Annotated in this window: 11 protein-coding genes and 1 CRISPR repeat array; of the genes, 6 read left to right on the plus strand and 5 right to left on the minus strand. The window is 43.6% G+C overall.

Features of this window, described 5'->3' with window-relative positions:
- The first annotated feature begins 2 nt into the window (after positions 1-2).
- From HUJ19_RS03740 to HUJ19_RS03755, 4 genes are all read left to right on the plus strand, one after another.
- Complete coding sequence (locus HUJ19_RS03740; protein WP_290622331.1) at positions 3-1,424, plus strand: sodium:solute symporter family protein; 1,422 nt, start codon at positions 3-5, stop codon at positions 1,422-1,424.
- Between the two features lie 117 nt (positions 1,425-1,541).
- Entirely contained in the window at positions 1,542-2,612 is a 1,071-nt protein-coding gene (locus tag HUJ19_RS03745; protein ID WP_290622332.1) for an aspartate carbamoyltransferase, read from the plus strand.
- 130 nt (positions 2,613-2,742) lie between these two features.
- The gene (asnB, locus tag HUJ19_RS03750; RefSeq protein ID WP_290622333.1) at positions 2,743-4,755 is read left to right on the plus strand and encodes an asparagine synthase (glutamine-hydrolyzing); all 2,013 of its coding nucleotides are present in this window, start codon (positions 2,743-2,745) and stop codon (positions 4,753-4,755) included.
- Between the two features lie 214 nt (positions 4,756-4,969).
- Positions 4,970-5,536: a hypothetical protein gene (locus tag HUJ19_RS03755; protein ID WP_290622334.1), complete on the plus strand. Its 567-nt coding sequence runs from the start codon at positions 4,970-4,972 to the stop codon at positions 5,534-5,536.
- A 47-nt stretch (positions 5,537-5,583) separates the two neighbouring features.
- On the opposite strand, the gene HUJ19_RS03760 is transcribed toward HUJ19_RS03755, so the two are convergent.
- Positions 5,584-6,039 carry a MarR family winged helix-turn-helix transcriptional regulator gene (locus HUJ19_RS03760; protein ID WP_290622335.1) on the minus strand — a complete coding sequence of 152 codons (456 nt, stop codon included), beginning with the start codon at positions 6,037-6,039 and terminating at the stop codon, positions 5,584-5,586.
- Positions 6,040-6,274: 235 nt separating this feature from the next.
- On the opposite strand from HUJ19_RS03760, the gene HUJ19_RS03765 reads away from it, so the two are divergent.
- Positions 6,275-7,399 carry an S-(hydroxymethyl)glutathione dehydrogenase/class III alcohol dehydrogenase gene (locus HUJ19_RS03765; protein WP_367273961.1) on the plus strand — a complete coding sequence of 375 codons (1,125 nt, stop codon included), beginning with the start codon at positions 6,275-6,277 and terminating at the stop codon, positions 7,397-7,399.
- Between the two features lie 10 nt (positions 7,400-7,409).
- Entirely contained in the window at positions 7,410-8,246 is an 837-nt protein-coding gene (fghA, locus tag HUJ19_RS03770; RefSeq protein ID WP_290622336.1) for an S-formylglutathione hydrolase, read from the plus strand.
- A 221-nt stretch (positions 8,247-8,467) separates the two neighbouring features.
- Here fghA and HUJ19_RS03775 read toward each other — a convergent pair whose 3' ends face one another.
- The 4 genes from HUJ19_RS03775 to cas1 form a co-directional block, all read right to left on the minus strand.
- A complete protein-coding gene (locus HUJ19_RS03775) occupies positions 8,468-9,046 on the minus strand; it encodes a hypothetical protein (RefSeq protein ID WP_290622337.1) in 579 nt (192 codons plus the stop codon).
- On the minus strand, positions 9,043-10,098 hold the full coding sequence (locus tag HUJ19_RS03780) for a hypothetical protein (protein WP_290622338.1): 1,056 nt from the start codon (positions 10,096-10,098) through the stop codon (positions 9,043-9,045). Before HUJ19_RS03780 ends, HUJ19_RS03775 begins: the two co-directional genes overlap by 4 nt.
- A 170-nt stretch (positions 10,099-10,268) precedes the next feature.
- Positions 10,269-12,020: direct repeats of the CRISPR family, unit length 36 nt; unit sequence GTTGCGGTTTAAGCACAATTTCCTATCTGATAAACT.
- A 62-nt stretch (positions 12,021-12,082) separates the two neighbouring features.
- Positions 12,083-12,412: a CRISPR-associated endonuclease Cas2 gene (gene cas2 / locus HUJ19_RS03785; RefSeq protein ID WP_290622339.1), complete on the minus strand. Its 330-nt coding sequence runs from the start codon at positions 12,410-12,412 to the stop codon at positions 12,083-12,085.
- On the minus strand, positions 12,405-13,322 hold the full coding sequence (cas1, locus tag HUJ19_RS03790; protein WP_290622340.1) for a type II CRISPR-associated endonuclease Cas1: 918 nt from the start codon (positions 13,320-13,322) through the stop codon (positions 12,405-12,407). Before cas1 ends, cas2 begins: the two co-directional genes overlap by 8 nt.
- Between the last annotated feature and the right edge of the window lie 2 nt (positions 13,323-13,324).

Genomic DNA, 13,324 nt, shown 5'->3' on the forward strand with positions numbered 1-13,324 from the left:
TCATGGACTTTAATCCTATTTCTTTAACGATGGCGGCAAGCCTGTTGGTGGCTTTTGGCGTGATCTGGATCTTCTTCGGCTGGTGGTTAGGCCGTAAAAACAAGGATCTGGATGACTTCATGCTGGCCGGACGTAAAGTGGGCTTTGCCTTTGCTTCAGCAACGGCAATGGCTACCTGGATCACCAGTAACACGACTTTGGTTGCTCCTCAGTTAACTTATCAGTTTGGCATCTGGGGTATGGTCGGTTACTCAATGGCCGCGCTGGGACTTGTACTGTTTGCGCCAATGGCTAAGCGCATTAAAGAGCTAATGCCGCAAGGCTATACCTGCGGTGACTTTATTCGTGTGCGTTATGGTAAGGCTGCCTGGATCATTTTCCTCATCGTATCTTTTTGCTACGCACTTGGCTGGCTGGTGAGTCTTGGCATGGCCGGTGGTGTTCTACTATCTACTTTAAGCGGACTCAGTTATCACCTGGGCATGACGGCGATATTAATTATCTGTGTGGGCTATACCTTGCTCGGTGGACTCAGAGCGGTGATTGCCACCGACTATGTGCAGACCCTAATCATCATTGTTGGTGTTTTAATCATTGGTTTTGTCTGCTACCAAACGGTAGGACTTGATACGGTTTACGAGTCGGCGAAAGCAGAACATCCACAACTTCTTAATTTATTATTCCCAGCGGCGATTATGTTTCTGTTTAACAATATCTTTTTTGGTATTGGAGAAATTTTCCATTCCAACGTCTGGTGGTCGCGCGCTCTGGCCTTTCGCCAAGGGATCGGTAAGAGGGCTTATCTTTTAGCTGGTCTGTTATGGTTACCGATCCCTATCGTAACCGGTTTTATCGCGCTGGCGGCTCCGGCTCTAGGTATTTATCCAGCGGAAGCGGATATGGTTGGGCCAATGGTTGCCGCGAAATTGCTCGGCTCAGTCGGTGCCATTTTTGTTTTCGTGGTGGTCTTTTCAGCATTGGCATCGAGTCTGGACTCGCTATTGGCAGCGACCAGTGACTTGATCACTAAAGATATCTACAAAGGTTTTATCGACAAAGAAGCGGATAATAAAAAGCTCGAAAAAATCAGCCGTCACGTTATTTTGATGCTTGGTTTTGCAACATGGCTCATCTGCTTGCCAAGAGTCGGTACTTTAGGCGAAGTGTTGAACCTGGCCGGTGCATTTGTTGCCAGTGCAATATGGCCTATTGTATTAGGACTTTATCAGCAAAGGTTGTCAGGAATTTATGCTGGCGCAGCGATGGCGTTAGGCACAATTTGTGGACTGATTGGGTATTTCGAAATCGGTTTCTATGTTGGTGCATTAATCAGTTGCTGTGTGTCATTTATTGTTTGTATGCTAGGACTGATGCTCAAAGACGATCAGTTTGACTGGAACCGATTAGCGAATATGGAGAAGTAATATGCTAATGTCTTTTGATGCGCTCCAATTTTTAATTCTCGCGGCGATGGCAGTGACCTGCCTGTCGCCAATCATCCTCATAGTGTTGCTCGTAAGAGACTGGTTAAAGGACCAATTATGGTAGACCAATTGAAAGATGAAGATCTGGTATTTTCCAGAGTAAAACCTGATGTATTCGGTGATGCTCATCCCAAAGCATTATTGAAAACGATCCAAGAAGATGGCGATGCGCTGGTAAAGTTAGCGAATCAGCACATCATTAGTTGCGATCAATTTGACCGTCAGACGATATTGCAGTTATTCCGTCTGGCCAGTAAGTATGAAAGTAACCCCAAGCGTTACAATACGCCTTTGCAGGGAAAGATTTTGATCAGTGCCTTTTATGAGCCGAGCACGCGCACGCGTTTGTCTTTTGAAAGCGCATGGCATCGCCTCGGTGGCGACATCATGTCGATTACTGATCGTTCAACGACAGGAATCGCCAAAGGCGAATCGTTGGCAGACATTGGTGAAATGTTTAACAACTATGGCGACTGTGTGGTCTTGCGTGAGTCGAACGAAGACTCGGTTAAGGAAATGACATCGACGCTACGGATTCCAATCATCAATGCCGGTAATGGAACTGATGAACATCCGACTCAGGCAATGGCGGATCTGTATACTATTTTTAAATGGCGTCCCGAGTTATTAAAGGACAACCCTAAAAAAATTCGTGTAGGCGTGGTTGGTTTGCCCAGCTATATGCGTACCGTTCGCAGCTTGCTAAAAATCTTTGCACACTTCCCTGAGATCTTTGAGGAAGTTGTCATTGTTCATGATAAGACTGACGATGATATTTTCACCGAAGGGCAAAGAGAACAACTGGAAAAAGCAGGGTTAAAACTTCGCCTGACCAATCGACTCAATAAAGAGCTTCCTGAGTTGGATGTAGTTTATATTAACGCGATTGCCTGGGTCGGCGATGACTTTGAATCGCATGGTGATAAGTTTGTCCTGAATGCTAATTCACCTTTAAAAGAGGACGCCATTATTTTGCATCCGCTGGCGCGAGGTGATGAGCTATCCACTGATTTAGATGAAACTCCTCACAACTGGTACTTTTCACAGGCGCGTGGTGCGGTATTTTTACGCATGGCCCTGCTAACCTGCATGGTGGAAAGAACCGAAATGGTGATGGATGTTATATAGTTTACAAATAGGTAATAAATAGTCTCTGGCCACAACTTCAATGTTGAGTAAATTAAGGTTGTCCCACCAGAGGAAGCGTTTAAACCTGATTTCAAAATTTTATAGATAAGATTCCAAGGAGAATTTTTATATGTGCGGTATTGCCGGTGTAATTCATCGTGACAAAGATCGAACCATTGATGCACAAACGCTCGTCAACATGGCGGCCATTCAATATCACCGAGGGCCTGATAACTTCGGTTATTACAACCCCGAAGGTGTTGGCGTTGGCATGAGCCATGCGCGGCTGACCATTATCGATCTGGATGAAGAACGCGGGCGACAGCCACTTGTCAGTGATGACCAGCGTTACATGATGGTACATAACGGCGAGTTTTATGACTTCCAGCGCATTCGTGCTGATATGACGGCGCAAGGCGCTCGGTATCAGACCAAAAGTGACTCCGAAATTGTGCTGCAAATGTACCCGCACTATGGCATTGAAAAAACCGTTGAAAACCTGCGCGGTGAGTTCGCCTTTTCTATCTATGATCGTGAAGAAGAAACCATGTATCTGGTACGCGATCGTTTTGGCATCAAACCCTTGTACTGGACTGAAACTGAGCATGGCGTTGTCTTCGGTTCGGAACTCAAAGTGTTGTTCGCGCATCCTGAAGTCAAACGCGAAATTGATTCAGAAGGTTTATATCATCAGCTGATTCAGGTGATGATTCCTGGTTCAACAGCATTTAAGGGCGTTAATCAGGTTCCGCCGGGACACTGGATTAAAATCCAACGCCGAAATGGAAAGTTGGAAATTTCTGAGCACAAATACTGGGACATCGACTTCCCACAGGCTGAAGCGCATCTGAATGTGAAAGATGAGCAGGAATACATCGATGGTGTTCGCGAAAATCTTCTTGAGGCAGTTCAACATCGTCTCAATGCCGACGTTCCCGTTGGCGCCTATCTTTCAGGTGGTATCGACTCCTGTTCGATTCTTGGCTTGTCTGCATCAGTGCGTCAGGATCCGGTTAAAGCTTTCACTATTGGCTTTGATGATGCCGATTATGATGAAACACCGATTGCCCGCGAAATGGCGGAGATGACAGGTGCAGAACAAATCATTCTGCCGTTATCGGCTGAACATCTTTATGACCATTTCGAACGCACCATCTGGCACACAGAAAGAACCATCTACAACACGCTGGGAGTTGCTAAATTATTAATGAGTCAGAAAGTTCGTGAGCAGGGCTATAAAGTGGTTTTAACCGGCGAGGGTAGTGATGAGCTATTTGCTGGCTATCCTGCATTCCGTAACGACATGTTCCTGTATGGATTAGATGACTTGCCAGAAAACCTGCGCAAAGAGATGCAATCAACCCTGGCCGAATCAAACAAACTGTTTAAGGGCGCCATGCTGCCGCGTGAAGCATTCCGCTCCGATGCAATTGATGCCAAAGTAGGTTTCACACCAACCTGTATCCAAAACTGGATGGGCTGTGATGGTTTCGCGCGTCAGTTAATGAGTAAAGACCATCAAGCTAATATCAGTGATTATGATCCGGGGACAGCAATGGCCGAGCAATTTGATGAAACTCAACTGGAAGGGCGTCACCCTCTGGACAAGGCACAGTATGTCTGGATTAAAACCATGCTCGAGGGTCAGATTCTAACCTGGGGCGGTGACCGCGTGGATATGGCTAACTCAATGGAAGCTCGTCCACCATTCCTTGATCATCACCTTGCGGCATACGCGGTGAATATTCCGCCACAGATGCGTATTAAAGGCCCAGTTGAGAAATATGTGCTAAAAGAAGCGATGAAAGGCTTGTTGCCTGAAACGCTATACAAACGTCAGAAGTTCGCCTTCATGGCACCACCAGCGCATACCGATAAAAAGAAATGGAATGCACTGATGGAGCTAATGGAAGAGTTTGCCAGCGAAGAAAAAGTGGCTCAAGCTGGCCTGATTGATTATGGTGCATTGCAGGATATGATTAAGAAAAATGATGACCCAACTGTACCGCGCGAAGATAAAGTACAAATGGACGCCATCCTCAACCACGTTCTAGGTGTACAGTTACTGCATCACCACTTCATCGAAAATGACGTGCCTAAAATGGCCGCCGCAAAAGCCCATGAGCTGGGCTGGGTTGCTTAAAAACGCAAAGTAACTGGAAAATGTAAAAACGGTAGCTATTGAGCTGCCGTTTTTATATTGGTAATGAAATTTTTAAATGTGATCCAAATATTCAACAAAAATTATAGTTAAATAGAAATATCTGATAACCTTATTCAGAAATTTGTAGGCATCCAGTATTTGAGTATGGGTTAGGACAATTTTAAGCAATTGATTCAATAGGCAAAATAATATTATGTTGGATGAAGAAGAATTATTAAAACTAGATAAGGCGGCTCAGCTAATACTCGCTGGGGAAAGAAGAGAAGCTTGTGAAATTTTGGAGGCGCTAACTTATCGTAATGATCCTAGAGTATATAGGATGCTAGGTAGAACTTACTTGCTAAGTAATGACTCATCAAACAATATACAAAATCCGGAGTTAGGATTCGAGTATTTACATAAGGCAATAGCTCTTGGTGACTTGTATTCTTCATTGTATGTGGGAAGAGCTTTGTTTCATGGGGATTTGGTACATAAAGACTATGAGCTAGCGTTCAAATATTTAAACAATTTAAAAAACTCTAACATAGGTGAGGGGCACCTTTACTTAGCTGCTTGTTACATAAAAGGATTGGGAGTTGAAAAGTCAGATAATGATGCGGAGCGTCATTTACGTTTAGTTATTGCTAACATGGATAATAACACGAAGGATACATTGAGTATCATAAAGCGAAATAATCTGGTCAAATATTATTTGAGTCTTATAAAAGTTTATTTAACAAGAAATAAATATGGTGAAAAGAGATTTAGACGGAGTTAAGAACTTAATGGACGTAGTGTAAATAGACTGCTATTCAGGAAATGCAACTACTGCTCTACATTCGTCTGTTGATCAATTTCCTGTGCATTCATCATGCTTGCGACTCTTTGAAAGGCGGCCAGTAGTTGAGTTTGTTCCCAGTCTTCCAGTCGATTAAATCGTTCAATGAAATAATCCTGCATCGGTGGTGGTGCCGATTCTAATAATGCCTGTCCTTTTTCAGTCAGAGATAAATTAAAGCGGCGCTTGTCGGTTTGGCTTCTTATGCGTGTGACCAGTTCGCGATCCTGCATTCGATCGATGATGCTGGTAATAGTGCCCTGACTTAAATTCAGTGTCTCTGCCAGCTCTTTGGGCGAGATGCCATTGGTGCGGCTGATTTGTTTGAGGATCAGAAGTTGCGGGCCTGTTACGCCAGCTTTCTTGGCAAGCTCTTTGGAATAGAGATCATTGGAGCGAATGATTTTACGCAGGGAGACGAGCAGGTCTTCGTATTTTTCCATAGAGTTTTTATCGGATTGTGCTGACTTAGAATAATGTCAACTGTAACCAAATCTGGCCATAAATTCCATGCCATTGCCTACGAGGCATCAATTACGACAGAAGATTCACGCCATGCTGTTAGAGTAGCTCTTGATCAATAGTTGTTATGTATCACGTCAAATCAAAGCTTCGATTGCAATTATTGGGTACTGTTGTAAGGTTTGTTAATCGAAGTGATTCATCAAGGAAACTGTTATGTCGAACCAAGTGATTAAGTGTAAAGCCGCTGTGGCCTGGGAAGCAGGTAAGCCGCTGTCTATTGAAGAAGTTGAAGTTCAGCCGCCACAGAAAGGCGAGGTGCGGGTCAAAATTGTGGCAACTGGCGTATGCCATACCGATGCCTTTACTTTGTCAGGTGATGACCCTGAAGGTGTATTCCCAAGTATTCTGGGGCATGAAGGCGGTGGCATTGTTGAGTCGGTCGGTGAAGGCGTGACCAGCGTTAAGCCGGGCGATCATGTGATTCCGTTGTACACCCCTGAATGTGGCGAGTGTAAGTTCTGCTTGTCTGGCAAAACCAATCTGTGCCAGAAAATTCGCGAAACTCAGGGCAAAGGTTTGATGCCGGATGGCACCACGCGTTTTTCAATTAACGGCAAGCCCATTTATCATTACATGGGCACATCGACTTTCTCCGAGTACACGGTTCTGCCAGAAATTTCGCTGGCCAAAGTCAATCCGAAAGCGCCGCTTGAAGAAGTCTGCCTGTTGGGTTGTGGCGTGACCACTGGCATGGGCGCAGTGATGAATACCGCTAAAGTCGAAGAGGGCGCGACAGTTGCTATTTTTGGTTTGGGCGGCATTGGTCTGTCGGCAGTGATTGGTTCGGTGATGGCTAAGGCCAGCCGCATTATTGCGATTGATATTAATGAGTCAAAATTTGAACTGGCCAGAAAGCTCGGCGCTACCGATTGCGTTAATCCAAAAGATTATGACAAGCCGATTCAGGAAGTGATTGTCGAGATGACGGATGGTGGCGTAGATTATTCCTTTGAGTGTATCGGTAATGTCAATGTGATGCGCTCGGCGCTGGAGTGTTGCCATAAAGGCTGGGGCGAGTCGGTCATCATCGGTGTCGCGGGTGCTGGTCAGGAGATCTGTACTCGACCATTTCAGCTAGTGACTGGACGGGTATGGAAAGGTACTGCCTTTGGTGGTGTCAAAGGTCGCTCAGAATTACCGGATTACGTTGAGCGTTATCTGGCAGGTGAATTTAAGCTGGATGACTTTATTACTCATACTATGCCGCTTGAAGATATTAATAAAGCTTTTGACCTGATGCACGAAGGCAAAAGTATTCGTAGCGTAATTCACTACTAAGGGAGTAGTTATGAGTATTAATGAATTATCAGCAAGTAAAAGTTTCGGTGGTTGGCATAAGCAATTCAGCCACTCTTCAAAGGTGCTCAACTGCGATATGCGTTTTGCGGTGTATTTGCCGCCTCAAGCTGAGCTGGGTAAAAAGCTGCCAGTGTTGTACTGGTTGTCGGGGCTGACCTGCACCGATGAAAACTTTATGCAGAAAGCTGGTGCGCATCGTGTAGCAGCTGAACTGGGTATTATCATTGTAGCTCCGGACACTAGTCCGCGAGGCGATGATGTGGCGGATGATGATGGTTATGACCTCGGTAAAGGTGCGGGCTTTTATGTCAACGCCACGCAGGAACCGTGGAAAAAGCATTACCAGATGTATGATTACATCGTGAAAGAATTGCCCGCTCTTATTCAGGACAATTTTTCCGTCAGTGAAAAAGCGGCCATCAGCGGTCATTCCATGGGCGGACATGGCGCATTGATGATTGCCTTGCGTAATCCGGATATGTTTGTATCAGTATCGGCGTTCAGTCCGATAGTGAATCCGATGAATTGTCCCTGGGGACAAAAAGCCTTTACTGCCTATTTAGGTGATGACAAAGAGGAGTGGCAACAATACGATAGCTGTTACCTTTTGCAGCAAGCCGAACAGCAAACTCCTATGCTGGTATCACAAGGCGAAGCGGATCAGTTTTTAGTGGAGCAACTTAAAACAGAAACTCTGGAAGCGATTGTCGAAGAAAAGTCCGCTCCGGTGACTATCGAAAGACATGATGGTTATGACCATAGCTATTACTTTATCGCCAGCTTTATTGAGCAGCACTTAAGGTTTCATGCCAAGCATTTGGCTTAACCATTTTTTCTAAATATTAAGCAAAAAAAAGAGGTGCTAATTGGCACCTCAAGTTTTGTGAAGAGTGTTGTTATTGATTTAACATCTATGCGCCTTCTTCAATCGGCTTACCAACAGGCGAAGCGCCATCCAACAATTCTTGTGTAGGGGCGAGTGGCGCTCGTCCGATTGAATGTCGGATGACGCCATGTATGACTTATCCGAACTACGTGTGAATACTATCAATACCCGCTAATCGCTTTAAGCTCATCGACTTTTTGTTGGACATCTTTAGCGGTCAAGCGAACCCCAGCCGCTTCCTGCTCATCAAACCAGGCCAGTATTTCATTAATATTCTGACGAGGAGTAGCTATGCAGTGATCGGGATTTTTAACGTACACAGGGGGGCTGGCGATATTACTGCCTGAATAGAAAAAGCAGTAGTGGTAGCTATGTCTATCCAGCTGGTTATTAAGAACCGGCCATACAGCAAGGCTGGATATTATGCCCAGCAAAATAATGGTTGAAAGGACTTTCGAGGTTTTATTCACTTTTTGGAAAGTTAATTTTTTTAATATCCTTAAAACTATCAGATAAATTAGACAAAAAGCTGCTAAGGCAGCACTGATAAGGAAAAGCCCCATTTTTGTTGCTTTAACGTAATAGCTGTTTGCATTAATCCTTTCGAATATGCCAAGTGATAATTCATAGCTGTTTATGAGAGCGTATAACGCACAACCCAATATTACCGTCCCACTTATTACGCCTAAGATTACTTCCTTAATGGTGAGTTCTTCTAATAAAGCATTATCTTTATTCATCGATATATATTTCTCGTATCTGGAATATTAAATAATCTATGCAAAAAACCTTCAGGGTCTCGTTGGGAAAGAGATATAGAATTTGATGTGCTTTTTGAAAGTTGCTTAATATTATCAGTTAGCTTTTCAAGGGCATAATCAATGCTCGGAGCAACAACTACTTTTGAAATCAACGTAAATGTATTGAGTTGTGTTACTTTGATTTTCAAGTGTTTCTCCATAGACTTAAGAGTCTCAACAAAATACTTTGTTAGTTTCTCGCCAAATAAGTTTGAGAGCCCGTAAGATATTAACCCACAAACTGCAAATACTGCTAATAATGGTCCTATAGCTAAACCTGTAACCGCTATGCCAGTGAGCGTAAGGCCTGTCCAAATTATTCCTGCTCCTGCAGCTGCAATAACTACATCTGCAGCCAGGCCACCCACAAAATGATGCCAGGTAAGCTCATCCCTCATCAACTGATCCATACCATGAAACCAGACTGAAAAGATAACGGTTACGATGCCGCCGCCGCGAATAGCATTGCCAGCGCCAGCTTTGCCTAAGCCCATGCTAACAACTTTAGGGTTATTGGCTAAATAGCGTGTTCCGGTCAGGTGAGTTCTTAAGGCAGGGTTGCCCTTCAATATGATATAGCTTGCACCAGCATAATTCTGAATACGAAACTTGCTAAACAAGTTACCGCCTCGTTTCATTTCGGCTGCAAGAACGACTAAGGCCTTAGCATCAACAAAGGAGGGTATAAAGCCACCCGCACTCTTGATCATGGTTCGATTCTCTTCCCACTCCAGCTTTGCGGTTTCTGTTATCAGTCCTTTTTTGACTAACTGCTGCAAGGCCAGTTGAATCGTATCGTCTTCCGAATAACCTTTTCGCTGATAATACTTTTTCATAAAATCCCAGAACTCATCAGGGCTCATAACAACCAGTGTATGACTGTTCTTTTTTAATAAAGCGTCAAGAGGAAGGGGGGAATCATTAGACTGTTGTTTATTACGGTTTAGGTAGGCTTTAATTCTGGCGTTTTGTTGAATTTCGAATCCTGTCATTGCTCTTTCCTTGGTTTCCTTTGCAAGCGGGCAATATTACTGGATGTCGCAGTTTCAATTCAATGAACCAGTCGAGAGGTTATAGCTTTAGGTTATATTGATGGAATGATGCTTAGTAGGCTGGGATGAGTTTACGAATCCCAGCAATCAAATTTTTCCTTTAAGAAACTCGGGGGGGGGGGGGACAATTTCCTATCTGATAAACTGCGAGGGCTGCGACATCACCATTCACGCCGGTTGCGGTTTAAGCACAATTTCCTATCTGATAAACTGAGTCGGCAACGGAAGCGCCTATCACTTCGGTTGCGGTTTAAGCACAATTTCCTATCTGATAAACTTCTATAGGTCAAACTGTTACCAAGTGGCGTGTTGCGGTTTAAGCACAATTTCCTATCTGATAAACTGGAAGTGTATTTCCTAAAGCTATGGCTAAAGTTGCGGTTTAAGCACAATTTCCTATCTGATAAACTTCACCTATTCAGCACGCGCCAAACGATCTTGTTGCGGTTTAAGCACAATTTCCTATCTGATAAACTATTTCCTGCCTGTTGGTGTGATGATTTTGTGTTGCGGTTTAAGCACAATTTCCTATCTGATAAACTGAAGTTAAAAGGAGTGGGTATGCGTAACAAGTTGCGGTTTAAGCACAATTTCCTATCTGATAAACTCATTCAAACCGAAATATGGTGTAGTGATACGTTGCGGTTTAAGCACAATTTCCTATCTGATAAACTAACAGCGTTTCGAGATAGTTCGTAATACTTGTTGCGGTTTAAGCACAATTTCCTATCTGATAAACTCTCAGCCCCTTTCTTAAAGCCGGAGTAATAGTTGCGGTTTAAGCACAATTTCCTATCTGATAAACTATGAAAACACCGTAACCGTTGCTGAGTATTGTTGCGGTTTAAGCACAATTTCCTATCTGATAAACTTTTTGCGTAGGTTGATATTTCTCCAGCTAGGTTGCGGTTTAAGCACAATTTCCTATCTGATAAACTAGTTATTATCTGGTATGATGATGACAAAGGGTTGCGGTTTAAGCACAATTTCCTATCTGATAAACTGTGTGTCCCATAGCATACCTCCACGTTTAAGTTGCGGTTTAAGCACAATTTCCTATCTGATAAACTCGAAAGCGCAACATAAGGCAATCCATGAGCGTTGCGGTTTAAGCACAATTTCCTATCTGATAAACTGACAGGCGCTTATTCATGCCCGAACCGGCAGTTGCGGTTTAAGCACAATTTCCTATCTGATAAACTTGAAACAGTTAGTAAAACTAAGCGCATCAGGTTGCGGTTTAAGCACAATTTCCTATCTGATAAACTAGCAGGCTTCCGGCATTGCCGACGAGGACAGTTGCGGTTTAAGCACAATTTCCTATCTGATAAACTTTTTGAAACCAAAATTGGAAGGGAGCAGATGTTGCGGTTTAAGCACAATTTCCTATCTGATAAACTCCATCCTCTGCACGAATAACAATAGGCTTTGTTGCGGTTTAAGCACAATTTCCTATCTGATAAACTGTATGCTTTGTTCATAAAGCGTCCTTCGTTGTTGCGGTTTAAGCACAATTTCCTATCTGATAAACTTACCTCGATGTTATAAAGTTGATGTCGAAAGTTGCGGTTTAAGCACAATTTCCTATCTGATAAACTACTGACCACGCGAAAGAGCGGATGCTCCAAGTTGCGGTTTAAGCACAATTTCCTATCTGATAAACTTCAGGCAATGCGAACCCTAACTAACGAAATGTTGCGGTTTAAGCACAATTTCCTATCTGATAAACTTGATTGACTTTCTCATGGTAGTAACCTTTTGTTGCGGTTTAAGCACAATTTCCTATCTGATAAACTGCGTGGTTATGAAATGCCATTAAGCATCTTGTTGCGGTTTAAGCACAATTTCCTATCTGATAAACTCTATGAGTCGATAAGCCCCTGATTTCAGGGGCTTTTTCGTTATTGGAGCGGCTGTAAAGTGGTTAAAAGAGGGCAAGCTGATCAGGGATTTCGGCATTTTCTACTAGGGTTCTATCGTGAAAATACAGAATATCACTGAATTGTTTGTCGGTGAAAAAGAGAATGCTAACCTTGCCATTGGCGGGTAAAGCCTCTTTTATTCTCTTAACAATCGGTATACTTCGTTCTTTTTCGCCAATAAACCGGAAGTAAACTGAAAACTGGGACATTTCAAAACCTTCATCCAGCAAAAAGTTACGAAACTGTGTCGCAGACCGTCTTTCTGCTTTTTCCGTTACCGGTAGATCGAACATTACCATGAGCCACATAAGTCTAAATTTACTCTTATCCATTGAGAATCGCTTGCAGGTTTAACAGGCTTGGGTTGGGGTATTGCAACATGACTTTCTTGTCTTCGTAGCTTTTGTTGAGTGAGCGCACGAGTAATTGAATATGGTTTAGCAAGGAGCTAGTGAAATCATTAGATTCCAACTCAACAGACAATATAGACACCAGCCGTGATTTTATTTCAGGAGTGAGTTCATCTACACCTTCCTGTAAATGTAGCTTCCAAACCAGTAGATCAATAAAGGGGCGGAAGGGCTCCATCAGGTCATCGACCAGTCGAAAAGGATTATTCTTATTGCGGTGAAATAGTCCGATGGCTGGATGGAGGCCGCCAGCAACAACCGCTCTTGCTGTAGCTGACCGTAAAACAATATAGCCATAATTGAGTAAATTGTTAGGTGCTGGACCATTGCGATAGCGCTTGAAATTTTCACCGAGGAGTATAGGCCAATAACGCTTTGCTGCCTGTCCTTCTAGATTCTCTTTGTCGCCTGAGCTGACTTTTTTGCTGAGCTGGTAAAAAGCGCCTGCGGGTAAACTTAATGCTTCTAGCGTTTGTCCCTGACGATAAATTTTCTGGCTTACCAGCGATTTCCACAGTTGTTTCTTGAGGGGGAGGCTGACATCCAGCTGATTATCAATTTTTGCGGATTGGTTGTAATGGCCATCTAGGGGCCAAAGTACAGAAACAGGGATGAAGGCTTGATTGCATACTACCAGAGGAATGTTTCTCTTGGAGAGTTCCATTAAAAGGCTTTGACTGTATATCAGGCCGTGTGCGGAGCCAATAATACTGTTGATATCGTCTATGGGGACCTTCCCGATTAGATCCCCTGACTCCTTGATTTCGATAAAGCCTCTGTGGATAGAGAGGTAGCGATTATCTTGACTGATTTCTAACATCCTTGTGGACATAA

This window comes from Kangiella sp., from assembly GCF_014762745.1.
GTDB lineage: Bacteria > Pseudomonadota > Gammaproteobacteria > Enterobacterales > Kangiellaceae > Kangiella.